The organism is Aurantimonas sp. NFXS3 (genome assembly GCF_049132005.1).
GTDB lineage: Bacteria > Pseudomonadota > Alphaproteobacteria > Rhizobiales > Rhizobiaceae > Aurantimonas > Aurantimonas coralicida.
Genome location: NZ_JAGDDZ010000001.1, coordinates 1057854 through 1080949 on the forward strand (window position 1 = coordinate 1057854; position 23096 = coordinate 1080949).

Annotated in this window: 19 protein-coding genes and 1 tRNA gene; 15 read left to right on the forward strand and 5 right to left on the reverse strand. The window is 66.4% G+C overall.

The features are described 5' to 3' along the window. Positions 1-464: 464 nt before the first annotated feature. A complete protein-coding gene (locus tag J3367_RS04815; RefSeq protein ID WP_081651954.1) occupies positions 465-608 on the reverse strand; it encodes a DUF1127 domain-containing protein in 144 nt (47 codons plus the stop codon). A 403-nt stretch (positions 609-1011) separates the two neighbouring features. On the opposite strand from J3367_RS04815, the gene J3367_RS04820 reads away from it, so the two are divergent. From J3367_RS04820 to J3367_RS04850, 7 genes are all read left to right on the forward strand, one after another. After that, positions 1012-1096: transfer RNA gene (locus J3367_RS04820), tRNA-Leu, on the forward strand. A 76-nt stretch (positions 1097-1172) separates the two neighbouring features. Further along, positions 1173-2537 carry a trigger factor gene (gene tig, locus J3367_RS04825; protein ID WP_024351436.1) on the forward strand — a complete coding sequence of 455 codons (1365 nt, stop codon included), beginning with the start codon at positions 1173-1175 and terminating at the stop codon, positions 2535-2537. Positions 2538-2775: 238 nt separating this feature from the next. Continuing rightward, entirely contained in the window at positions 2776-5121 is a 2346-nt protein-coding gene (locus J3367_RS04830) for a mechanosensitive ion channel domain-containing protein (RefSeq protein WP_421460284.1), read from the forward strand. Positions 5122-5313: 192 nt separating this feature from the next. Continuing rightward, positions 5314-5946 (forward strand): ATP-dependent Clp protease proteolytic subunit, encoded by a 633-nt coding sequence (locus tag J3367_RS04835; protein ID WP_009209287.1) that lies wholly within the window; start codon positions 5314-5316, stop codon positions 5944-5946. A 231-nt stretch (positions 5947-6177) separates the two neighbouring features. Then, the gene (gene clpX / locus J3367_RS04840) at positions 6178-7446 is read left to right on the forward strand and encodes an ATP-dependent Clp protease ATP-binding subunit ClpX (protein WP_009209288.1); all 1269 of its coding nucleotides are present in this window, start codon (positions 6178-6180) and stop codon (positions 7444-7446) included. Positions 7447-7692: 246 nt separating this feature from the next. Then, the gene (lon, locus tag J3367_RS04845; RefSeq protein WP_081651953.1) at positions 7693-10113 is read left to right on the forward strand and encodes an endopeptidase La; all 2421 of its coding nucleotides are present in this window, start codon (positions 7693-7695) and stop codon (positions 10111-10113) included. Positions 10114-10215: 102 nt separating this feature from the next. Continuing rightward, positions 10216-10560: an HU family DNA-binding protein gene (locus J3367_RS04850; protein WP_277026358.1), complete on the forward strand. Its 345-nt coding sequence runs from the start codon at positions 10216-10218 to the stop codon at positions 10558-10560. A gap of 269 nt (positions 10561-10829) precedes the next feature. On the opposite strand, the gene J3367_RS04855 is transcribed toward J3367_RS04850, so the two are convergent. The 3 genes from J3367_RS04855 to J3367_RS04865 form a co-directional block, all read right to left on the reverse strand. After that, positions 10830-11462 carry a cold-shock protein gene (locus tag J3367_RS04855; RefSeq protein ID WP_024351432.1) on the reverse strand — a complete coding sequence of 211 codons (633 nt, stop codon included), beginning with the start codon at positions 11460-11462 and terminating at the stop codon, positions 10830-10832. Between the two features lie 164 nt (positions 11463-11626). Beyond that, positions 11627-13525 carry a DNA helicase RecQ gene (gene recQ, locus J3367_RS04860; protein ID WP_024351431.1) on the reverse strand — a complete coding sequence of 633 codons (1899 nt, stop codon included), beginning with the start codon at positions 13523-13525 and terminating at the stop codon, positions 11627-11629. Between the two features lie 127 nt (positions 13526-13652). Next, positions 13653-14237 (reverse strand): DNA-3-methyladenine glycosylase, encoded by a 585-nt coding sequence (locus J3367_RS04865; RefSeq protein WP_244495434.1) that lies wholly within the window; start codon positions 14235-14237, stop codon positions 13653-13655. A 211-nt stretch (positions 14238-14448) separates the two neighbouring features. Between J3367_RS04865 and J3367_RS04870 the strand changes: the two genes are divergently transcribed. Both J3367_RS04870 and J3367_RS04875 read left to right on the forward strand, forming a co-directional pair. Further along, entirely contained in the window at positions 14449-14634 is a 186-nt protein-coding gene (locus tag J3367_RS04870) for a DUF3008 family protein (RefSeq protein ID WP_024351429.1), read from the forward strand. A gap of 196 nt (positions 14635-14830) precedes the next feature. Further along, on the forward strand, positions 14831-16336 hold the full coding sequence (locus J3367_RS04875) for an inorganic phosphate transporter (RefSeq protein ID WP_024351428.1): 1506 nt from the start codon (positions 14831-14833) through the stop codon (positions 16334-16336). Here J3367_RS04875 and J3367_RS04880 read toward each other — a convergent pair. Beyond that, positions 16329-16802, reverse strand: a complete 474-nt coding sequence (locus J3367_RS04880) for an NUDIX hydrolase (protein ID WP_024351427.1) — start codon at positions 16800-16802, stop codon at positions 16329-16331. The two genes, J3367_RS04875 and J3367_RS04880, sit on opposite strands and share 8 nt — an antisense overlap. Before the next feature lie 516 nt (positions 16803-17318). On the opposite strand from J3367_RS04880, the gene J3367_RS04885 reads away from it, so the two are divergent. From J3367_RS04885 to J3367_RS04910, 6 genes are all read left to right on the forward strand, one after another. Next, positions 17319-18662, forward strand: coding sequence for a L,D-transpeptidase family protein (locus tag J3367_RS04885; protein ID WP_024351426.1), 1344 nt, complete (start codon positions 17319-17321; stop codon positions 18660-18662). 161 nt (positions 18663-18823) lie between these two features. After that, the gene (gene glyA / locus J3367_RS04890) at positions 18824-20140 is read left to right on the forward strand and encodes a serine hydroxymethyltransferase (RefSeq protein ID WP_009209296.1); all 1317 of its coding nucleotides are present in this window, start codon (positions 18824-18826) and stop codon (positions 20138-20140) included. Between the two features lie 87 nt (positions 20141-20227). Further along, positions 20228-20734: a transcriptional regulator NrdR gene (gene nrdR / locus J3367_RS04895; RefSeq protein WP_024351425.1), complete on the forward strand. Its 507-nt coding sequence runs from the start codon at positions 20228-20230 to the stop codon at positions 20732-20734. Continuing rightward, positions 20731-21882: a bifunctional diaminohydroxyphosphoribosylaminopyrimidine deaminase/5-amino-6-(5-phosphoribosylamino)uracil reductase RibD gene (gene ribD, locus J3367_RS04900; RefSeq protein ID WP_024351424.1), complete on the forward strand. Its 1152-nt coding sequence runs from the start codon at positions 20731-20733 to the stop codon at positions 21880-21882. The genes nrdR and ribD overlap by 4 nt, the downstream gene beginning before the upstream one ends. After that, a complete protein-coding gene (locus J3367_RS04905; protein ID WP_024351423.1) occupies positions 21882-22499 on the forward strand; it encodes a riboflavin synthase in 618 nt (205 codons plus the stop codon). The genes ribD and J3367_RS04905 overlap by 1 nt, the downstream gene beginning before the upstream one ends. 147 nt (positions 22500-22646) lie before the next feature. After that, positions 22647-23096, forward strand: coding sequence for a 6,7-dimethyl-8-ribityllumazine synthase (locus J3367_RS04910; protein ID WP_024351422.1), 450 nt, complete (start codon positions 22647-22649; stop codon positions 23094-23096).

Sequence of the window (23096 nt, forward strand, 5' to 3'; positions counted from 1 at the left end):
TTAGCAGTCGCGCGTGGCGATCAAAAGGCCGCGTGGCGATCCGCGCGCATGATCGGGCAAGTTTGCGGCCTCCAAACGACAACACCCGCCGGGGGGAGGACCCGACGGGTGTCGCATTGGGACCTGCGCTGGGAGGAGGATGCGCAGGTCATATCCGCTTCAGGCCCGGGAGGAGGTGGGCCCTACGCGAAACTCTAGAAGGTCTCTGATCGCCCGTCGGGGGGAGGACCCGACGGGCGACTGAGAGGTACCTGCGCTGGGAGGAGGATGCGCAGGCACTTTATCCGCCTTGGGCTTGGGAGGAGGAGTAGCCCTCGGCGAAGCTCTGTAATCTCTGGGCGCCCGCCGGGGGGAGGACCCGGCGGGCGTCTGGGTGGAAACTGCCTGGGAGGAGGAGTGGCAGTTTCCGATCCGCCTGGGTCCTGGGAGGAGGAGTGGACCCTTGCGAAAGTCTTGGCTGATAATCAGCCGATGGCGCGGCGGGCGACCGAGTTGATGTCGCCGCGCGAGATGCCGAGATCGGCCAGCTCGCGCTGGGAGAGACGGTTCAGTTCGTTGACCGTCTCGCGGTAGCGGCGCCAGTTGTTGTAGGAGCGAACGAGGTTCATTGGTCTATCCTGCGGTCTTAAATCGATTGAAGCGGCTGATTGTTTCGTCTGCGTCGCTTCGTTGACTGGAAGGTAGGCGGTGCATGTCGGACCCGCTAGAGCCTTCGATGCATGGCAGCCTTGCGATTTGTGCATCGCAACAATTGACATCGACGCACGGGTCGTGGGCGCGCTCGCCGGGGCAACTCACTCTTACCCTCGTGCGGGCAGGAGCCTGGTCGAGCCGCTCGCCGTTCTCTGAAGGGATGCGCGGGGGTTCGGCGCCGGATCACGCCAAAACGGCCGGTCCCGTGTGAAAAAGCCATGGAATCATGCGGATTGGCCCCCATATGGGCCTTTCGTGGCCGCGAGGCCGGTGATATAGAAGCGCGCGTCTCGCGTCGCCCACCGTACGGCGCACTATGCGGGTGTGGCGGAATTGGCAGACGCACTTGGTTTAGGTCCAAGCGCCGAGAGGCATGGGGGTTCAAGTCCCTCCACCCGCACCAGCGGCCGCTTTCACGGAATTCATTGCGGGTCGGCCTGAATGATCGGTCGTCTCGAGCACACAAGAAGGTATCCAGAATGCAGGTAACGGAAACCAAGGCCGAGGGCCTGAAGCGCGAGATCGAGATCGTCGTGCCGGCCTCGGATCTTGAAGCGCGGCTCCAGACCCGGCTCTATGAAGCCAAGGACCGGGTGCAGCTGAAGGGTTTCCGGCCGGGCAAGGTGCCGGTTGGCCATCTGCGCAAGATGTACGGCAAGTCGCTGATGGCGGAGATCGTCAACCAGATCCTGACCGAGACCCCGCGCAATGTCATTGCCGAGCGCAACGAGCGCTCTGCAATGCAGCCGGAAATCGGCATGTCCGAGGACGAGGCCGAGGCCGAGAAGGTTCTCAACGGCGGCGCCGACTTCAAGTTCACCCTGACCTACGAGACGCTGCCGGCGTTCGAGCTCAAGGGCACCGAGGGCATCAAGATCGAGCGTCCCGTCGTCGAGGTGGCTGACGCGGAGATCGACGAGCAGGTCGAGCGCATCGCCGAGAACGCTCGGACCTACGCCGCCAAGGATGGCGCTGCGGACAAGGGCGATCGCGTCACCATGGACTTCGTCGGCAAGATCGACGGCGAGCCCTTCGATGGCGGCACCGCCACCGACAGCAACCTGGTGATCGGCTCCGGGCAGTTCATCCCGGGCTTCGAGGACCAGCTGATCGGCGTGAAGGCCGGCGACGAGAAGACCGTCGAGCTGACCTTCCCCGAGGATTACGGCGCCGCGCATCTCGCCGGCAAGCCCGCGACCTTCGACGTCACCGTCAAGGAAGTCGCCGCTCCCGAAGAGACCACGATCGACGACGAGTTCGCCGCCAAGCTCGGTGTCGAATCGCTGGATCGCCTGAAGACGGTCGTGCGCGAGCAGATCGAGAGCCAGTACGGCCAGGCGACGCGCCAGAAGGTCAAGCGCCAGCTGCTCGACGCCCTCGACGCGGCGTATGATTTCGAGCTGCCGGAGAAGCTGGTCGAGGCCGAGTTCACCAACATCTGGAACCAGGTGCAGGGCGAGCTGACCAACAGCGGCAAGACCTTCGAGGACGAGGACACCACCGAGGAGAAGGCGCGCGCCGAATATCGCCGCCTCGCCGAGCGTCGGGTCCGCCTGGGTCTGGTCCTGTCCGAGATCGGCGAGAAGGCCGGCGTGCAGATCACCGACGAAGAGCTGCAGCGCGCCATGTTCGAGCAGCTGCGCCGCTATCCGGGCCAGGAGAAGGAAGTCTACGAGTACTTCCAGAAGAACCCGGACGCCGTCGCCAGCCTGCGCGCGCCGCTCTACGAGGAGAAGGTCGTCGACCATCTGCTCGCCGAGGTGGATGTCACCGACAAGACCGTCAGCAAGGAAGAGCTGATGGCCGAGGACGAGGACGACAAGGAAACCGCCCTCGCGTCGTAAGGCGTCGCGTCGCGCAAGCGACCATCGTCGAGAATTTCGGGAGGGCCGGCGCGAGTCGGCCCTTTCGCATATCTGGCCGGCAGTGCAGGGCTCGCGCCCGCCCAAGTCTGGTCATCACTATCGCCGATAGAGACGTGCGCCGCGCGGACCCGCCGCGTCGGCACATAGTGGCAGCGCCGATCCGTCGGCCCTGCGCCCCCGCCACCCGGACCGATCACAGAACAGGCTTCCCCGCGGCATGCAGCGATTTCCGACGACCGCCATCCTCGCCTTCCTCATCGGGCTCTTCGTCCTCACCGGCGCAAGTCACGCCCAGATGCCGGGACTGTCGATCGGCGCGTCGGGCGAGACCGAGGCCAGCGCGTCGGCCGATCCCTCGCTGGACGATCTGATCGGCATTCTCGAGAACGACGACACCCGCGCCAAGCTGATCGAATCGCTGAAGGCCGCCGCCTACAAGGCGCCGGAAGCCGCTGAAGCGGCCGAGGCCGGCACGGACGCCGCGCCGCGCACGCTGCCCGGCGAGATCGCGCAGTGGACCCGCTCCATGGCGGGGGGCCTGCTGGACACCTGGGATCAGGTCGCGGCCAGTCTCGTCTCGGCGTCCCAGATGCTGTCGGGCGCCAGCCGGATCGACCTGCCGATGCTGATCTCCGCAATTCTGCCGGTGGGGCTGGTGGCCCTCGTCGCCTTCGGCGTGCTGTTCGCCAGCCGGGTCATCAAATATCCGATCTTCCGGCGGCTGGCCGATGCCGCCGAGCGCACCGGCCCGATCAACAAGCTCCTGCTGCTGGTCATCTCGTCGATCGTCGACGCGTTGTCGGTGGTGGTCGGCTGGGCCGCCGGCTATCTCGCCGCGGTGATCTTCTTCGGCGGCGAGCCGGGGATCAACCAGGCCCTGTTCCTCAACGCCTTCCTGCTGATCGAGATGGTCAAGGTCGGCCTTGCCAGCTTCGTGTCGCCGTCCTACCCGCAATTGCGGCTGACGCCGTTCTCGAACCGGCAGGCGAGCTACTGGTATTTCTGGATATCGCGGCTGATCTCGATCCTCGGCTACACCTTCATGTTCGTCGCGCCGATCGTGCAGCAATCGTCGAGCATCGCGGCGGCCGAGGCGGTGCGCTTCATCGTCGTGGTCCTCTGCCTGCTCCTGACCATCGGCCTGATCCTGAAGAATCGCGGCGTCGTGCGCGAGCGGCTGAAGCGCGCCAAGCACCAGGGCGACCGTTCGGTCAGTGCCTGGGTCTATGCCTTTGTCGGCCAGATCTGGTGGGTGCTGGCGATCGGCTTCGCGCTGGCGCTTTTCATCGTATGGGTCCGCAGCCCCGAATCCGGCCTTGCTTTCATGACGACGGCGACGCTGAAGTCGATCGCGGCCATGGCCGTTGGCGGACTGATCGTGTCGATCCTGTCGCGGGTCATCGCCCGGGGCATCCCGATCCCGCAGAACCTCAAGGACCGGTTGCCGCTTCTGGAGCGCCGGGTGAATTCCTTCATCCCCAACGCGCTCACCGTCTTGCGCGGCGTCGTCATCGTCGTCGTCCTGGCGGTGATCCTGGAGGCCTGGAACCTGTTGTCGTTCAGCGACTGGCTGGCCAGCCCGCTGGGGCAGCGCTTCGCGGGCGGGCTCGTCGGCGCGGGCATCATCCTGGCGGTCGGCGTGACGATCTATATCGGCGTCTCGTCCTGGGTGGAGTACCGCCTCAACCCGAATTACGGCACCGTGCCGACGGCGCGCGAGCGTACGCTCCTGTCGCTGTTCCGCAACGCCTTCACGATCACCATGATCGTGCTGGTGGCGATGCTGGTTCTGTCGCAGATCGGCATCGACATCGCACCGCTCCTCGCCGGTGCCGGTGTCGTCGGCCTCGCCATCGGTTTCGGCGCCCAGAAATTCGTCCAGGACATCATCACCGGCGCCTTCATCCAGATCCAGAACGCCATGAACGAGGGCGACATCGTTGAACTGAACGGCATCTCCGGCACGGTCGAGGAGCTGACCGTGCGGTCCGTCGGCCTGCGCACGCTGGAAGGCACCTGGTACCTGATCCCGTTCTCCTCGGTGGACCAGGTGGCGAACTTCTCCAAGGACTTCGCCTATTACGTCGCCGATATCGGCGTGGCCTATCGCGAGAATGTCGACGACGTGAAGCAGATGATGTTCGACGCCTTCGACGAGCTGAAGACCACCGCCGTCGGGGAGAACCTCCTGAGCGAGCTCGACATGTGGGGGGTCAACGAGCTCGGCGATTCGGCCGTCGTCGTGCGCGGCCGGGTGATGACCAAGCCGTCGACCCAGTGGGGCGTCGGCCGGGCCTATCGCGAGATCATCAAGCGGATGTCCGACGAGCGCGGCATCGAGATCCCGTTCCCGCACATGACGCTGTGGTTCGGCGAGGACCGGAACGGCAAGGCGCCGCCGGTGCGGGTGCGCCAGAACCTGGAAGCCGATACGGCGCATCCGGCGATCGAGGCGAGCGGCCAGCCGACCGAGGGCGGCGACTACGGCACCCACGACGCGGACCGCAAGCCGATTCCGCCGGGCGGCGGCGACATCGACAGTGCCGGCGAGGGCAGGGGCTGATTGCGCAACGGCCCGCGCACGACCATATGGGGCACAGGGGCCAATCCCTTGGGCCTCATGGCATTCGGCGCGGGGGAACGCCTTGCATAGGCGCTTGGCCAAGTCCTATCTACTGAACCAGACGAATCCCTTCGCTATTCCCGCGGCACCCGGTGGTGCCGCTCATCAGACCAAGCAGCGAGACGACGACCGATGACACATCCCGTGGAAACCGCGATGAACCTCGTTCCCATGGTGGTCGAGCAGACCAACCGGGGCGAGCGCGCCTACGACATCTTCTCGCGGCTTCTGAAGGAGCGGGTGATCTTCATTACCGGCCCGATCGAAGACTCGATGGCCACGCTGGTCTGCGCCCAGCTGCTGTTCCTCGAGGCCGAGAATCCGAAGAAGGAAATCGCCCTCTACATCAACTCGCCCGGCGGCGTGGTGACCAGCGGCATGGCGATCTACGACACCATGCAGTTCATCAAGCCGGCGGTCTCGACCCTGTGCATCGGCCAGGCGGCCTCGATGGGTTCGCTGCTGCTGTGCGCCGGTCACAAGGACATGCGCTTCGCCACGCCGAACGCCCGCATCATGGTGCATCAGCCGTCCGGCGGCTTCTCGGGTCAGGCGTCCGACATCGAGCGTCACGCCCAGGACATCATCAAGCTGAAGCGCCGCCTGAACGAGGTCTATGTCGAGCACACCGGCCAGGACTACGAGACGGTTGAACGCACGCTCGATCGTGACCACTTCATGACCGCCCAGGAGGCGCGCGAGTTCGGTCTGATCGACAAAGTCTATTCGTCGCGCGACGCCCTCGAGGCCGAAGGCACCAAGTAGGGCTGCGTCGTCACGCCACGGCCACACTTGCATCGCGATCATGGCGGCGCGTGCGTTAAGCGCCGCTCAAGCAATCGACGCTACGCTGGACGATGTGCAAGAGTGGCCGATGGTATCGGGTCGTGGCTTTCGGGTGAGAGTCGCTTTGCCGAACGGGGCCGGGGGCACTAGGTTCGGTAGACCAAACGAGAAACGGATCCCTGGAGGGGACCGGATCGGAAGGAAAGACGCATGAGCAAAACGAGCGGCGGCGACTCCAAGAACACGCTCTACTGCTCTTTCTGCGGGAAGAGCCAGCACGAAGTCCGTAAGCTGATCGCCGGGCCGACGGTCTTTATCTGCGACGAGTGCGTCGAGCTGTGCATGGATATCATCAGGGAGGAAAACAAATCCTCCATGGTGAAGTCGCGGGAGGGTGTCCCCACCCCGCAGGAAATCATCGCGGTTCTCGACGACTACGTGATCGGGCAGTCCTTCGCCAAGAAGGTGCTCTCCGTCGCCGTGCACAACCATTACAAGCGGCTCGCCCACGCAGCCAAGAGCAACGACGTCGAACTGGCGAAGTCCAACATCCTGCTGATCGGCCCGACCGGTTGCGGCAAGACGCTGCTCGCGCAGACGCTGGCCCGCATCCTCGACGTGCCGTTCACGATGGCGGACGCGACCACGCTGACCGAAGCCGGCTATGTCGGCGAGGATGTCGAGAACATCATCCTCAAGCTGCTGCAGTCGGCCGACTACAATGTCGAACGCGCCCAGCGCGGCATCGTCTATATCGACGAGATCGACAAGATCAGCCGCAAGTCGGACAATCCCTCGATCACCCGCGACGTGTCGGGCGAGGGCGTCCAGCAGGCGCTGTTGAAGATCATGGAAGGCACCGTCGCTTCGGTTCCGCCGCAGGGCGGCCGCAAGCACCCGCAGCAGGAATTCCTGCAGGTGGACACGGCGAACATCCTGTTCATCTGCGGCGGCGCCTTTGCCGGTCTCGACAAGATCATCTCGGATCGCGGTCGCAAGACCTCGATCGGCTTTGCGGCGAATGTCGCGGGTCCCGACGACCGGCGCACGGGCGACGTGTTCCGTCAGGTCGAGCCCGAGGATCTCCTGAAGTTCGGCCTGATCCCCGAGTTCGTCGGCCGTCTGCCGGTCCTGGCGACGCTCGAGGATCTCGACGAGGCGGCACTGGTCCAGATCCTGGAAGAGCCGAAGAACGCGCTGGTCAAGCAGTACCAGCGTCTGTTCGAGATGGAGAATGTCGAGCTGTCGTTCCACGAGGACGCGCTGCGCGCGATCGCCCGCAAGGCGATCGAGCGCAAGACCGGTGCCCGCGGCCTGCGCTCGATCATGGAAGCCATGCTCCTCGACACGATGTTCGACCTGCCGACGCTGGAAGGCGTGCAGGAAGTCGTGATCTCCGAGGACGTGATCGACGGCAATGCCCGTCCGCTCTACATCTATTCCGAGCGGAACGGCGAAAAGGAAAACGTCAGCGCCTGATGTGAATCATCAAGGCGAGGTTTGACGGCTTATGAGCCCGTCCCGGCTTGGCGCCGGGGCGGGCTTTTCATTTTCGAGGACCGTCGCCTGCGACATCGGACAGCACCCGCGTCCCGCTGCCGAATCGCTTGAATAGCAGGCGTGTGACGCCCACATTACGGTCGTGATGGCGCTGTACCCGCGCGCTTCGAAGAAGGCGCAGGATCGGTGGCCGAACACGGCGAGGATGCCGTAGAAAGGAATACCATGTCTGATATGCAAGAACGCCAGGGTGCCGCCGGGGCGGCTCTGTACCCGGTTCTGCCGCTGCGCGACATCGTCGTGTTTCCGCACATGATCGTGCCGCTCTTCGTCGGCCGCGAAAAATCGATCAAGGCGCTCGAGGAGGTGATGGGTGCCGACAAGCAGATCCTGCTTGCGACCCAGAAGAACGCCTCCGACGAGGACCCGACCGCGGATGCGATCTACGAGATCGGCACCGTGGCCAACGTGCTGCAGCTCCTGAAACTCCCGGACGGCACCGTGAAGGTGCTGGTCGAAGGCATGGGCCGGGCGAAGATCGAGAGCTTCTCGCCGCGCACCGAGTGGCACGAGGCCTCCGCCAGCCTGATCGAGGAGACCGAGGAAGACCCGGTCGAGATCGAGGCGCTGGCGCGTTCGGTGGTCTCGGAGTTCGAGAACTACGTCAAGCTGAACAAGAAGATCTCGCCCGAAGTGGTGGGGGCTGCCGGCCAGATCGAGGACTACTCGAAGCTCGCCGACACGGTCGCCTCGCATCTGGCGATCAAGATCCCAGAGAAGCAGGATATGCTGGCGATGATCAGCGTGCGCGAGCGGCTGGAAAAGGCCCTCGGCTTCATGGAATCGGAAATCTCGGTTCTGCAGGTGGAGAAGCGTATCCGCTCGCGCGTCAAGCGCCAGATGGAGAAGACCCAGCGCGAGTACTACCTGAACGAGCAGATGAAGGCGATCCAGAAGGAGCTCGGCGACGGCGAGGACGGCCGCGACGAGATGGCCGAGCTGGAGGACCGGATCAAGAAGACGAAGCTCTCCAAGGAGGCGCGCGAGAAGGTCGCCGCCGAGATGAAGAAGCTGAAGCAGATGTCGCCCATGTCCGCCGAATCGACGGTCGTGCGCAATTATCTGGACTGGATCCTCGGGTTGCCCTGGGGCGTGAAGTCGCGCGTCAAGGTTGATCTGAAGAAGGCCGAGGACGTTCTCGAAGCCGATCATTTCGGGCTCGAGAAGGTCAAGGAGCGGATCGTCGAGTATCTGGCCGTGCAGAGCCGCCAGTCGAAGCTGAAGGGGCCGATCCTGTGCCTCGTCGGCCCTCCGGGCGTCGGCAAGACCTCGCTCGCCAAGTCGATCGCCAAGGCGACCGGCCGCGAATATGTGCGCATGGCGCTGGGCGGCGTGCGTGACGAGGCCGAGATCCGGGGCCACCGGCGGACCTATATCGGCTCGATGCCCGGCAAGGTCATCCAGTCGATGAAGAAGGCCAAGAAGACCAACCCGCTGTTCCTTCTCGACGAGATCGACAAGATGGGCCAAGACTTCCGCGGCGATCCGTCGTCGGCGCTTCTGGAGGTGCTCGATCCCGAGCAGAACGCCAGCTTCGTCGATCACTATCTCGAGGTCGAATACGATCTGTCGTCGACCATGTTCGTGACGACGGCCAACACGCTGAACATCCCGGCGCCGCTGATGGATCGGATGGAGATCATCCGCATCGCCGGCTACACCGAGGACGAGAAGGTCGAGATCGCGTCGCGGCACCTGCTGCCTAAGGCGATCCGCGACCATGCGCTGAAGCCCGAGGAGTTTTCCGTCAGCGCCGATGCGCTGCAGGAGATCGCCCGTCGCTACACCCGCGAGGCCGGCGTGCGGAACTTCGAGCGCGAGCTGATGACGCTCGCCCGCAAGGCCGTCACCAAGATCCTCAAGGGCGAAGAGAGCAAGATCGAGGTCACGGCCGCGAATCTGTCGGACTATCTCGGCGTGCCGCGTTATCGCTACGGCGAAGCGGAGACCGAGGATCAGGTCGGCGTGGTGACCGGACTGGCATGGACCGAGGTCGGCGGCGAATTGCTGACGATCGAAGGCGTCATGATGCCCGGCAAGGGCAAGATGACGGTGACCGGCAACCTCAAGGAGGTGATGAAGGAGTCGATCTCGGCTGCGGCCTCCTATGTCCGGTCGCGGGCCCTCGACTACGGCATCAAGCCGCCGCTGTTCGAGAAGCGCGACATCCACGTCCACGTGCCGGAAGGCGCGACGCCGAAGGACGGTCCGTCCGCCGGTGTCGGCATGGCCACGGCCATCGTCTCGGTGCTCACGGGCATTCCGGTGCGCCGCGATATCGCCATGACCGGCGAGATCACCCTGCGTGGCCGGGTCCTGCCGATCGGCGGCCTGAAGGAGAAGCTCCTGGCGGCGCTGCGTGGCGGCATCAAGAAGGTGCTGATTCCGCAGGAAAACGCCAAGGATCTGGCCGACATCCCGGACAATGTGAAGAACGGGCTGGAGATCGTGCCGGTGTCGCGGATGGGCGAGGTGCTGCGGCACGCGCTGATCGAGATGCCGACTCCGGTCGAATGGTCGGAAGTGGACGAGCCGATGTCCGGTCAGCCGCTGGTGGAAAACGGCGCCACGGCTGTTGCCCACTAGGCTCACCTTCACATCTTGTTAGTAATGCCGCCGCTCGTCGGCGGCATTTTTTTGCCCCAAAGCCCTGAAAACAGGGGCTTTGGCGTTGCAGAACGTTGTATCATCCGCGAAAGTCGCGGCCGTACTCACGGATCGCTAAGATGCGCGAACGATAAAAGGAGGGTATCCATGAACAAGAATGAACTGATCGCCGCCGTATCCGAGAAGGCTGACCTGTCCAAGCAGGACGCCAGCTCCGCAGTGGACGCGGTGTTCGACACGCTGCAGGCCACCATGGCGAAGGGCGACGACATCCGCCTCGTCGGCTTCGGCACCTTCTCGGTGTCGCATCGCGCCGCCTCCAAGGGCCGCAACCCCTCGACCGGTGCCGAGGTCGACATCCCGGCCCGCAACGTGCCGAAGTTCGCTGCCGGCAAGGGTCTCAAGGACGCCGTCAACAACAAGTAAGTTCTGGCGCGGCCCCGCGGCCGCAGCAGTGCGAACGTAAAGACACCGGTCCAGGCGACAAGCCTGACCGGTGTTTTGCGTTTCAGGGGCCGGTATCGCACAGCGAACAAAGGCCGGCGTCGTGGCTTGCAGTCAGAAATCGGAGAGAATGTGCGGCAGGGCCGCAGGGCCGGAGCGGGCAGGGTGCCGCTGGCAGGATGCGGTCCGCGCGGCATGGCGCTGCGGACGGCTGCCGGCGGGGCAGGCGGGAAGGCCTGCCCCGCGGCGTATCAGTCGGCGCTGAGGGTCCGTGCTTCCGGGCCCTTGTTGCCCTGGACGAAGCGGACGGTGACCTTCTGGCCGTCGGCGAGGGTGGTCAGGCCGGAACGGTTGAGGGCCGTGGCATGGACGAAGACGTCCTTGCCGGCGCCGTCGTCGAGGCCGATGAAGCCGAAGCCCTTGTCGGCATTGTACCACTTGACCGTGCCGGTGGCCTCTTCCTCGGGACCGCCGGGAGCACCGCCGCCCTGCCGCTGGGGCGCGGGACGGGCGCGTGCCGGTGCGGGGTTGCCGGAGCCGGCCGCGACCGAAAGCACCTCGGTGACCTGCATGCCCTTCTGGCCCTGGTCGATCCGGACCGTGAGGCGGGTGCCTTCGGTCACGCCGTCGGCGCTGGCGCCGGCCGCCTCGAGGGCCCGCACGTGCAGGAATGCCTCGGTGCCGTCGGCAGCCTTCACGAAGCCGAAGCCCTTGGTGGCGTTGAACCACATCACTTCGGCGTCGGACGGCAGCGATCCGCCGGACCCGCCAGCGGGCGACGAGCGCTGGAAGTAGCTCGGCTCGGCATCCCGCTCCGCCGGCAAGGCGCCGTCATCATCGAATCCGCGGCGGCGCGTGTCGCGGTGGTCTCGGTATTTACCCATGGTGGTCTCAGCTTGGACATGTTCGGATTGCGGAATATGTAAAGGAAACGGCATCACGCGCAAGCGGCAGAGGATGCGTTTTACATCCTCCGCTCGCGCGATAGCTGTTTTCCGCGAATGATTTACCAGCAAATGATCGCGCATGCGACGGCGAAATATCGCCGTCAGGCGCGTTCCGCCGCATCGGCGATGACAGCGAGGAAGGTGTCGCCGTAGCGTTCCAGCTTGGCGAGACCGACGCCGGGAACCGCGTGCAAGGCGTCGGCATCGTGTGGCCGCCGCTCGGCCATGGCCCTGAGGGTGGCGTCGGAAAACACCATGTAGGGCGGGACCTGCTGCTCCTTGGCGAGCCGCAGCCGCTCCTGGCGCAGCGCCTCGAACAATGTCGCCGCGGTCTCGTCCATCCCTTCCGTCGCATGGTCGCTGCGGCGGAACTGGGTGGCCTTGCGGACCCGGTCCTTGCGCAGGATCACCTTGCGCTCGCCGCGGAACACGGCGCGGGCATCCTCGCCCAGCTTCAGGGCGCCGAAAGCGGCGTGGTCGATGGTCAGAAGGCCCGATGCGGTGAGCTGCCGGGCGACAGACTGCCAGACACGCTGTTCGGTATCCTTGCCGGCGCCGAAGACCGGGATGCCGTCCTGGCCGGCGCGCACGACCTTGTCGGTCGCCTTGCCGGTGAGAACGTCGATCACATGGCCCGAGCCGAACCGTTCGCCGGTGCGGTAGACGGCGGCGAGCAGCTTGACCGCCGCCTCGGTGCCGTCCCAGGTCTCGACCGGAGACAGGCAGGTGTCGCAATTGCCGCACCGCCCCTCGTGATGCTCGCCGAAATGGGCGAGGATGGCGGCGCGGCGGCAGTCGGCCGTCTCGCAAATGGCCAGAAGGGCGTCGAGCTTGGCGCGCTCGACCCGCTTGATGGTTTCCTCCGAGCCGCCCTGATCGATCATCCGCCGGCGCTGGACCACGTCCTGCATGCCGTAGGCCATCCAGGCGTCGCTCGGCTGGCCGTCACGCCCGGCGCGGCCGGTCTCCTGGTAATACGCCTCGACCGACGAGGGCAGGTCGAGATGGGCGACGAAGCGCACGTCCGGCTTGTCGATGCCCATGCCGAAGGCCACCGTCGCGACGAGGCAGAGATTCTCCTCGTTGAGGAAGGCGGACTGGTTGGCGGCGCGCACGCTGGCGTCGAGGCCCGCATGGTAGGGCAGGGCGCGGATGCCCTGGGTGTTCAGCCAGGCCGCCGTCTCTTCCACCTTGCGGCGTGACAGGCAGTAGACGATGCCGCTGGCGCCTTCGTGGCGTTCCAGGAACGACAGGAGCTGCTTCTTCGGATTGTCGCGCTCGACGATGGCGTAGCGGATGTTCGGCCGGTCGAAGCTGGTCATGTAGACCGGCGCGTCGGTCAGCCGCAGACGCTCGATGATGTCGGCCCGCGTCGTCTGATCCGCGGTCGCGGTCAGGGCGATCCGCGGCACCGAAGGAAAGTCGTCGGCAAGGGTTTCGAGCAGCCGGTATTCAGGCCGGAAATCGTGACCCCAGGCGCTGACGCAATGGGCTTCGTCGATGGCGAAGAGGGCGATGCGGACACGTGACAGCGTGCGCCGGAACCCCTCGCTGACGATCCGCTCCGGCGTGACGTAGAGAAGGTCGAGCCTGCCGGCGAGAAGGTCGGCGCGCACCGTGTCGCGCTCCTCGTCGCTCATGGACGAGTTCAGGGAGGCAGCGTTGACGCCGGCCTGGCGCAGACCCTCGACCTGGTCGTGCATCAGCGCGATCAGCGGCGAGACGACGATGCCGACGCCCGGGCGGCAGAGTGCCGGGATCTGGTAGCAGACCGACTTGCCTGCGCCGGTCGGGAACAGGACGACGGCATCGCCGCCGGCGACGACCTGATCGACCACCGCTTCCTGCTGGCCGCGAAAGGCCGCGTGGCCGAAGACCGTCCGCAGCATCTCACGCGGATCGGCCGTCGCGCCGGCATTGGTCGCCTGCGTCGGGCCGTTCCTGTCGAACAGGGGATCGGTCTTGGCCGGCCCGGCGGACCGGCGTCCTTCTTGCTGCATCATCGTCTCCGGGAATCGCCGCGCGAGGGTCGGCCATCGGGCGGCGCAACGCAACTCGTCGGCCCGTGCCGGACCGGCGGCGATCGGTCACGTGTAGGTGGTGGCCCGTGACGGGGCCGCAATGGGTTCATGGGGCGCCCGATCCGGCATCGACCGGAAAACGGGCGCTGAGAAAGCGGGAGCCCGCGAGGCCGAACCGCCACGGCGTCTCGGCGCCCTTGGTGATGCCGATCCGCGGCCCGACGACGATCTGCGGCGATGCGGCTGCCGGCTCCAGCCGGAACGGCGGCGCGTCGAGGCGGCAGCCATCCTGCGCGCCGGTGATGCCGAGAGCCTGGGTGAGTCGCCCCGGACCGGCGCAGAGCTTGCGGATGTCGGCGAGGCCGCGCCGCTCCGCCATGGCGTCGAGGCCGAGCGTCGGTTCGATCGCCCGGATCAGGACGGCACTGGCGTTGCCCGGCGCCTCGCAGACGAAATTGAGGCACCAGTGGATGCCGTAGGAGCGATAGACATAGGCCCGACCCGGTTCGCCGAACATCGCGGCGTTGCGCGCCGTGGCGCCCTTGAAGCTGTGGGAGGCGGGGTCCTGCTGGTCGTAGGCCTCGGTCTCGACGATCGTGCCGCCGACGGTGCCGTCGACGACGAGCGTCGCACCGATCAGGTCCCGGGCGACGGACACGACGTCACGGTCGAAGAAGCGCGTTGGGATCATCATGGCTCGGCGGTGGCTGTTTAGGGCGCTTGGCGATCGGCGGTGCTTCGACGACGCACGGCGCGCCGTTTCGTTCCGACTGCGGCGAGGCGGAACGCATCGATTTCACGTGCCCGCCCTTCCGCAGATCGGTGGCCCACCGGATGGCGGTGGTCGGGAACGGCATCGGCGCCTTGACGTTTCGCGGTCGAGGCAACTTGAGGAGGTATCCATGCCCGCTCAGTCCAAGTCACAGCAGAAGGCCGCCGGCGCGGCCCTGTCCGCCAAGCGCGGTGACACCAAGGTCTCTGATCTGCAGGGCGCGTCGAAAGGCATGTACGAATCGATGAGCGAGAAAGAGCTCGACGACATGGCGTCGACCCAGCGCAAGGGCAAGCCGGAGCACAAGTCCGACTAGCGCCACCGTTCTTCGCCTTGCAATCAACAGCCGGCAGGTGACCCTGCCGGCTGTTGCCGTATCGGGTACGTAGAGGCCGGCGAAGACGCCGTGGCGCTTGTGCGACAGCGGCGCCGGCATCGTGAGCCGCGGCGTGCATCGGGGAACACATGTGCTAAGGGCGCCCGACATCATGTGACGGAGCAGTCTTCTAGCGATGCCGAAAAGCGCCCTCGACAAGGATCTGAAAAAGGTCGTTTCACTGGAAACGGCCACCTACGGTTCGGCCCGCTCGGTCGCGGCGCCCGGCATGGCGGTGCTCTTCCTTCTGGGGGCGATGGCGCTGGCCAGCGTCTTCGTGGCCGATGGTCCGCTGACCTATCTCGTCGTCATCGCCGCGGTGATCGCCGGCTACATGGCGTTGAATGTCGGCGCCAACGACGTTGCCAACAACATGGGCCCGGCCGTTGGGTCGAAGGCGCTGACGCTGGCCGGTGCGCTGGCGATCGCCGCTGTCTGCGAGGGCGCGGGCGCCATCATCGCCGGTGGCGACGTGGTCAGCACGATCTCTCGCGATCTCCTGCAGCCGCACGCGGCGATGGAGGCGATCGACTTCATCCTGATCATGATGGCGGCGTTCCTCGCCGCCGGCCTGTGGATTCACCTCGCGACCGTCTTCGGCGCGCCGATCTCCACCACCCACGCCATTGTCGGCGGCGTCGTCGGCTCCGGCGTCGCGGCAGCCGGCGCCGGGATCGTCGCGTGGCCGATGCTGGGCGCGATCGTCGCCAGCTGGATCATTTCGCCGGCGCTGGGCGGCGGCATTGCCGCGCTGCTCCTGGCACTGGTCGAGACCCTGATTCTCAACCGCGAGGACCGTCTCGCGGCGGCCCGGCGCTGGGTGCCGGTGCTGGTGGCGCTGATGTCCGGCATCTTCGCCATGTATCTGATGACCAAGGGCCTGAAGCGGCTGTGGAAGCCGGAGCTGGCGCATGTGCTTGCGGGCGGGCTCGCGTTCGCCATCGTCGGCTGGCTCGTCGCCCGGCCTTGGATCCGTCGGCGTTCCACGGGGATGGACAGCCGCATCAAGACGATCAGCAGCCTGTTCGTGCCGCCGCTGATCTTCGCGACCGCGCTGCTGTCCTTTGCCCATGGCGCCAACGACGTCGCCAATGCGGTCGGACCGCTGGCCGCGATCGTGGCGACTGCCACGTCGGGATCGACTGCCGACGGGCAGGTGGTCCTGCCGCTCTGGGTGCTGTCGATCGGCGCGATCGGCATCGCGGTCGGCCTCGCATTGTTCGGGCCGCGGGTGATCCGCACCGTCGGCGAGAAGATCACCAAGATGAACGAGATCCGCGCCTATTGCGTCGCCCTGTCGGCCGCGATCACGGTGCTGCTGGCCTCGAGCCTCGGCCTGCCGGTGTCCTCGACCCATATCGCGGTGGGCGCGATCTTCGGCGTCGGCTTCCTGCGCGAGTTCAAGTCGAACCGCGGGCTGGTCAATCCCGGGGTGCAGCCGCGGACGCTGTTCCTGAAGACGTCGCGGCTGAACGCGACGCCCGAGGAGGCGATCGCCAATTTCCAGAAGCGCGAACGGCGGCGTCTGGTGCGGCGTCAGCACCTGTTCGGCATCGCCGCCGCCTGGGTGATCACGGTTCCTGCGGCAGCATTGCTCTCGGCGCTGCTCTACCTCGCCATGTCGGCGATGGTCGTCAGCTAGCGGTCAGCCGGCGGTAGAGCTTCTCGGTCAGCTCGACGACCGGCTTTTCCGTCAGCAGGCGGCGGGTTTCGGCGAAGGTTGCCCAGTGCCGGTAGCGCTGGCGCATTTCCTGCCAGGCGTCGTGCTGCTGCTCGACCCGCAGCGGATAGAGCGTCACGTCGAGGACCTTGGTCTGGCGAAGCCCGCGCTTGAGCGTGCGGTAGGTGCCGAGCGGGGCCTGTTCGACATGGCCCTGGACGCCGGCCTCCTCGAGCGCTTCCTGCGCGGCGCTCTCCCAGGGGGCCAGGCCCTCCATCAGGGAGCCCTTCGGAAAGATCCAGCGGCCGGTGCGGCGCGAGGTGATCAGCAGGAAGACGGGCTGGTCGCCGACCACCGCATAGGGGATCGTCCCGGTCTGGGTGCCCGAGGGGTCGCTGCCGCGCAGCATCGAACGTTCGGCGAGTCTTTCGCGCAGCACTTCCATCATGGGGCCGGTTCCTCTCTCGTTCCGCTCGGCGCGCAGGCCATCCCGGCGCGCGCAAAGCAGATCATCATCATATCAACTGCATTGAACTTGCCTCGGTCTGGCGGCGGCAAGTTGCCTGTAAAGATTGTGTCGCGGCGAGCCTGCGCGGCGCCTGCTAGAGGCAGGGCGGCAGACATCGAATCGCAGCGTATCATCCGTGCATGAGTTATAGGGCGCACCTCGTGCGCTTTCCAGCCCCTGCTGTCGGGTGCGAGAGGAAAAGCCCTGTGGCGCCAAGCGTTTGTCTTCACGCTTGCGTGAATCGCGGGAGAGCCTGGTGGCCGTTCGGACACGGGTCGCGACGATAGTCCGCAAGGCCGCGCCAGGCGGACTTCCGGCTTCATGCTTTGGCCATATTGGAGTGCGTTACGAGCTTGTAACGCTTGGTCAGCGGGCGAATCCGGCAAGACCCGTCAGCTTCCGTTTACCATGACGGGCTAGGTTCTGCAGGGACGTGCATATCCACGAGGAGTTTCGATGACGATTTCCAACGACGCGTGCAACGGCAAGCGGCTCAGCCGCCGTCGCTTCGTGCTCGGCACGGCGGCCGCCAGTGCAGCGATGCTGCCCGGTGCCGCCTTTGCGCAGAACGCCCTCGGCGAACTGCTGCAGGCGCCGACGCGCGGCAATTGGGACGATCAGTTCGACACGCGCGGCTCCAACGTCCGTCAGGTCGCCTCGAACTCCCCGGTGCTCTCCGAAAACACGATCTATTCGCTGCAGGAGGCGATCAACAGCTATTCCGCCATCGTGCAGGGCGGTGGCTGGCCAATGGTGCCGGAAGGCGAGACGCTGAAGATCGGCGTGCAGTCGCGCACCGTGCCGGTGCTGCGGCAGCGCCTGGCGATTGCCGGCGACCTCGGCAGCAATGCCGGCGGGTCGCCCGCCTTCGACACCTATGTCGATGCGGCGGTGAAGCGCTTCCAGGCCCGCCACGGCCTCCCGGCCGACGGCGTCGTCTCGGGCCACACCTACAAGGCGATGAATGTCGGCGCCGATTTGCGTCTCGGCCAGCTCCAGACCAATCTGCAGCGTCTTCGCGAGAAGGTCGCCACCGATCTCGGCCAGCGCTACGTCGTGGTCAACATTCCGGCCGCCTCGATCGAGGCCGTGGAGAATGGCCGCGTCGTGCAGCGCCATACGGCGGTCGTCGGCAAGGTCGACCGGCAGACGCCGATCCTCGACTCGCGCATCACCAATCTCAACCTGAACCCGTACTGGCATGCGCCGGTGTCGATCGTCCGCAAGGACATCATCCCGCTGATGCAGAAGGACCCGACCTATCTGGAGCGGAACGCCATCCGCATCTTCGACGGCAATGGTCAGGAAATCCCGCCGCAGACGATCGACTGGAACACGGAAGAGGCGGTGAAGTACCTGTTCCGCCAGGATCCGGGCAAGATCAACGCGATGGCGTCGGTGAAGATCAACTTCCCGAACCCGCATGCGGTCTACATGCACGACACGCCGCAGCAGAGCCTGTTCTCGGAGCTGATGCGGTTCGAATCGTCGGGCTGCGTGCGCGTGCAGAACGTGCGCGACCTGATCGTCTGGCTGGCCCGCGACGTGCCGGGCTGGGATCGCCAGCGCATCGAGCAGGTGATCGCCGCCCGCGAGCGTCAGGACATCGACCTTGAGAACCCGGTGCCGGTGCATTTCACCTACATCACCGCCTGGGCGACCGATCCGACGGTCGTGCAGTTCCGCGACGACATCTATCACCGCGACGGTGTCGAGCAGCTGGCGATGAGCGAACTGACGGCGACGGCCTATGCGCCGAACCAGCAGAACCCCTATGCCCGCGGTGACGACGGCTACTGAGCCACGCCAACGCGACGACATGCGGGCCGGGTGCAGCGTGCGCCCGGCCTTTTTCATGCGCGGCCTTTCGCCGTTGGTGCTGCGCAAGCGGCTATGGTATTGGCGCAGCCATCTCGTGGCAGAACCCCGCCGGGTCGCCGCGCCGCCCGAAGGAGACCATCATGAGCCAGGCCATTCGTAACGATGCGTCGCGCGAGTTCGGCGATTTCTTCACCGCCTCGCTGGCCGACCGCGACCCCGACATCTTCGGCGCCGTCGGCAACGAACTGTCGCGCCAGCGTCACGAGATCGAACTGATCGCGTCCGAGAACATCGTGTCGCGCGCCGTGCTCGAGGCGCAGGGCTCGGTGCTGACCAACAAATATGCCGAGGGCTATCCGGGCCGGCGCTACTACGGTGGCTGCGAGTTCGTCGACGTCGTCGAGACGCTTGCGATCGACCGGGTCAAGCAGCTCTTCGGCTGCGAATTCGCCAATGTGCAGCCCAATTCCGGCAGCCAGGCCAACCAGGCGGTGCTGCTTGCCCTTTCGAAGCCGGGCGATACGCTGCTCGGCATGAGCCTCGACGCCGGCGGCCATCTGACCCACGGCGCCAAGCCCAATCTGTCGGGCCGCTGGTTCAACGCCGTGCAGTACGGTCTCGATCTGGAGACCGGCCTGATCGACTACGACCAGGTCGAGGCGCTGGCCGTCGAGAACAAGCCGGCGATCATCGTGGCCGGCGGTTCGGCCTATTCGCGGCAGATCGACTTCGCCCGCTTCCGGGCGATCGCCGACAAGGTCGGGGCGTATCTGTGGGTCGACATGGCGCATTTCGCCGGCATCGTCGCCGCTGGGCTTCACCCGAGCCCGTTCCCGCACGCCCATGTCGCCACCTCGACGACCCACAAGACTCTGCGCGGGCCGCGCGGCGGCATCGTCCTGACCAATGACGAGGCGATCGCCAAGAAGATCAATTCGGCGGTGTTCCCGGGGCTGCAGGGCGGACCGCTGATGCACGTCATCGCCGGAAAGGCCGTGGCCTTCGGCGAGGCGCTGACGCCGGGCTTCCGCTCCTATATCGGGGCGGTCTGTGAGAACGCCCGGGCGCTGGCGGAAACGCTGCGCGAGGGCGGTGTCGACATCGTCTCGGGCGGCACCGACACCCATCTGATGCTCGTCGATCTGCGGCCGAAGGGCCTGACCGGCAAGGCGTCGGAACTGGCGCTCGGCCGGGCCAACATCACTTGCAACAAGAACGGCGTGCCCAACGACCCGGAAAAGCCGATGGTGACCTCGGGCATCCGGCTCGGCACCCCCGCGGCCACCAGCCGCGGCTTCGGCGTGCCGGAGTTCCAGGAAGTCGGCCGGATGATCGTCGAGGTGCTCGACGGCCTGAAGGCGGCCAATTCCGAAGAGGGCAACGCCGCCGTCGAGGCTGCGGTGAAGGAGAAGGTCGTCGCGCTGACGGACCGGTTCCCGATCTACGAAGGCCTCTGACAGCCGCCCGGGCCGGCACGGCCCAGCCAGGGATCATGCGCGGCGGCCATCAGCACGCATGATCGCTTCCAGGATCGAAGAGGTGCCATGCGCTGTCCCTATTGCGGCTCGCAGGACAGTCAGGTGAAGGATTCGCGCCCCGCCGAGGATGGCGGCACGATCCGGCGCCGGCGCGTCTGTCCCGATTGCAACGGTCGCTTCACGACCTTCGAGCGCATTCAGCTCCGCGAGCTTCAGGTGCTGAAGAAGTCCGGCCGCAAGGTGCCGTTCGATCGCGACAAGCTGGCCCGTTCGGTCGAGGTGGCGCTGCGCAAGCGCTCCGTCGATCCCGACCGGGTCGAGCGGCTGATCTCCGGCATCGTGCGCCGGCTCGAGCAGTCCGGCGAACAGGAAGTGCGGTCCGAAGCGCTGGGCGAAATGGTCATGGAAGCCCTGAAGGGGCTCGATGACGTGGCCTATGTTCGCTTCGCCTCCGTCTATCGCGATTTCCGCGAGGCTCGCGATTTCCAGTCGCTGATCGGCGAGCTGGGACGCGGCGACGGCCCCGCGGCGATCGACGAGGACGAGACCGCGCCCGACGAGACACCCTCGTGACCGGGCAGGGCACTTTGACGACGAGCCCCGAACGACCGGCCACCGACGTCGACCGGCGCTTCATGGCGGCCGCCATCCGCTACGCCCAGCGCCATGTCGGACGCACGGCGACCAACCCCTCCGTCGCGACGCTGATCGTACGCGACGACGGAACCGGCCCGCGCATCGTCGGGCGCGGTGTCACCGCGATCGGCGGCCGGCCGCATGCCGAGACGGGCGCGCTCGCCGAAGCCGGTGAGCTTGCGCGCGGCGCCACCGCCTATGTCACGCTGGAGCCCTGCGCCCATCACGGCCGCACGCCACCCTGCGCCGAGGCGCTGGTGACGGCGGGAATCACGCGCGTCGTTTCGGCGGCGGCCGATCCCGACCCGCGTGTCGACGGCCGCGGCCACGCGATCCTGCGGGCCGGCGGATTGTCGGTCACGCCGCGCGTCATGGCCGCAGAAGCCGCCGCGCCCATCTCGGGCTATCTGACACGGCACGGCGCGGGCCGCCCGGAAATCCTTTTGAAGATGGCGCTGTCCCGCGATGGCCGGATCGGCATTCGCGGCGGCGGCCAGGTGAAGATCACCGGTGCGGTCGCCGACGCCCAGACCCATCTGGCGCGGGCCCGCCACGATACGATTCTGATCGGCGCCGGGACCGCGCAGGAAGACGATCCGCGGCTCGACTGCCGTCTGCCGGGCATGGCCGACCGGTCGCCCAACCGCATTGTGCTCGATCCGCGGCTGCGGACCCCACCGGAGCTGACCATCGCGCGCACTGCCTCCGAGACGCCGACGCTGATCGCCACCCTCGCCAGCGCCGATCCCGAACGCCGGGCGGCGCTGGCCCGGCAGGGCGTGCAGTTCATCGCCTGCGAGGCTGATCCGGAGACCGGCCGCATCGCACTGCCCGAACTGCTGGAGGATCTGGCGGCGACGGGCGTTGCGAGCGTGCTGGTGGAGGGCGGTGCCGAGACCGGCGCCAGTTTCCTCGACAGCGATCTTGTCGACCGGCTGATCCTGGTGCAGGGGCCGGTGGAGATCGGCGAGGAGGGCGTGCGCGCGCCGATCGACGTCGCCACGGCGCGCAGCCGCTTCCGCCTGGTCCGCGAATATCGCTTCGGCGACGACCATTGGTACGAGTTCGAGAGAAGGGCCGCCTGATGTTCACCGGGATCGTCACCGACGTCGGCCGGATCGTCCGCACCGAGCGCCTCGACGCCGGCCGCCGCTTCCGCGTCGCCACCCGATACGACCCGGCCGGGATCGCGCTGGGCGCATCCATCGCCTGCTCGGGCGTCTGCCTGACCGTGACGGCGCTGCCACAGGCGGGCGACGCCGACCGCTGGTTCGAGGTGGAAGCCTGGGAGGAGGCGCTGCGTCTGACCACGGCCGGAAGCTGGGAGGAGGGGAGCGCTCTCAATCTCGAGCGGTCGCTGAAGATCGGCGACGAGATCGGCGGGCATCTCGTTTCGGGTCACGTGGACGGGCAGGCGGAGATCGTCACCGTCACCGAGGAGGGCGAGGCCGTCCGCTTCACCCTGCAGGCGCCTGGCGACCTCAGCCGCTTCATCGCCCGCAAGGGCTCCGTCTGCCTCGACGGCACTTCGCTGACGGTGAACGGCGTCGACGGCGACCGCTTCGACGTTCTCCTGATCCGCCACTCACTGGACGTGACCACCTGGGGCACGCGAAAAGCCGGCGACAGGGTGAATCTCGAGGTCGACCAGATCGCGCGCTATGCCGAACGGCTGTTCGGCGCACGGTCGGCGGAGAGCTGAGGCTCCGAGCGAGCCGAAGACCTATCGTCTTTTCTGCATGTCTTTGCCGGTTTTGCCCGTCACGACACGCTTTCGCCGCCTCCATCCTGTTGCGTGCAGGGCGCGCGAGGGGTAACCCACGCCATCGCTTCCCCGAAGGATACCGCAATGGCTGCCAAGCTGAATCTCCTCGTCGTCGAGGCCCGCTTCTATGACCCCATCGCAGACCTCCTTCTGGACGGTGCGACGGCGGCGCTGACGGAAGCCGGCGCCGATTTCGACGTCGTCACCGTTCCCGGTGCGCTGGAAATTCCGGCCGCGATCGGTTTCGCCCTCGGCGCAGCGGATGAATCGGGCACCGAGTATGACGGCTTTGTCGCACTCGGCTGCGTGATCCGCGGCGAGACCTATCATTTCGAGCTGGTGTCGAATGAATCGGGCCGGGCGCTGACCGACCTGACGGTTCATGAGTCGATCGCGCTCGGCAACGGCATTCTGACCGTCGAGAACGAGGAACAGGCCCGCGACCGGGCCGACCCGAAGCGCAAGGACAAGGGCGGTGCCGCGGCCCGTACGGCGCTGGCGATGATTGCCCTGCGCGAGCGGATGGGAGCCTGA

What these genes read in the sequence shown, in the direction of transcription:
- J3367_RS04910 (WP_024351422.1), top strand. Translation starts at nt 22,647, where the DNA reads ATGGCTGCCAAGCTGAATCTCCTCGTCGTCGAGGCCCGCTTCTATGAC.
- J3367_RS04865 (WP_244495434.1), bottom strand. Translation starts at nt 14,237, where the DNA reads ATGATCCCAACGCGCTTCTTCGACCGTGACGTCGTGTCCGTCGCCCGG.
- glyA (WP_009209296.1), top strand. Translation starts at nt 18,824, where the DNA reads ATGAGCCAGGCCATTCGTAACGATGCGTCGCGCGAGTTCGGCGATTTC.
- recQ (WP_024351431.1), bottom strand. Translation starts at nt 13,525, where the DNA reads ATGCAGCAAGAAGGACGCCGGTCCGCCGGGCCGGCCAAGACCGATCCC.
- nrdR (WP_024351425.1), top strand. Translation starts at nt 20,228, where the DNA reads ATGCGCTGTCCCTATTGCGGCTCGCAGGACAGTCAGGTGAAGGATTCG.
- J3367_RS04885 (WP_024351426.1), top strand. Translation starts at nt 17,319, where the DNA reads ATGACGATTTCCAACGACGCGTGCAACGGCAAGCGGCTCAGCCGCCGT.
- J3367_RS04830 (WP_421460284.1), top strand. Translation starts at nt 2,776, where the DNA reads ATGCAGCGATTTCCGACGACCGCCATCCTCGCCTTCCTCATCGGGCTC.
- tig (WP_024351436.1), top strand. Translation starts at nt 1,173, where the DNA reads ATGCAGGTAACGGAAACCAAGGCCGAGGGCCTGAAGCGCGAGATCGAG.
- lon (WP_081651953.1), top strand. Translation starts at nt 7,693, where the DNA reads ATGTCTGATATGCAAGAACGCCAGGGTGCCGCCGGGGCGGCTCTGTAC.
- clpX (WP_009209288.1), top strand. Translation starts at nt 6,178, where the DNA reads ATGAGCAAAACGAGCGGCGGCGACTCCAAGAACACGCTCTACTGCTCT.
- J3367_RS04815 (WP_081651954.1), bottom strand. Translation starts at nt 608, where the DNA reads ATGAACCTCGTTCGCTCCTACAACAACTGGCGCCGCTACCGCGAGACG.
- J3367_RS04855 (WP_024351432.1), bottom strand. Translation starts at nt 11,462, where the DNA reads ATGGGTAAATACCGAGACCACCGCGACACGCGCCGCCGCGGATTCGAT.
- J3367_RS04835 (WP_009209287.1), top strand. Translation starts at nt 5,314, where the DNA reads ATGACACATCCCGTGGAAACCGCGATGAACCTCGTTCCCATGGTGGTC.
- J3367_RS04905 (WP_024351423.1), top strand. Translation starts at nt 21,882, where the DNA reads ATGTTCACCGGGATCGTCACCGACGTCGGCCGGATCGTCCGCACCGAG.
- J3367_RS04880 (WP_024351427.1), bottom strand. Translation starts at nt 16,802, where the DNA reads ATGATGGAAGTGCTGCGCGAAAGACTCGCCGAACGTTCGATGCTGCGC.
- J3367_RS04875 (WP_024351428.1), top strand. Translation starts at nt 14,831, where the DNA reads ATGCCGAAAAGCGCCCTCGACAAGGATCTGAAAAAGGTCGTTTCACTG.
- J3367_RS04870 (WP_024351429.1), top strand. Translation starts at nt 14,449, where the DNA reads ATGCCCGCTCAGTCCAAGTCACAGCAGAAGGCCGCCGGCGCGGCCCTG.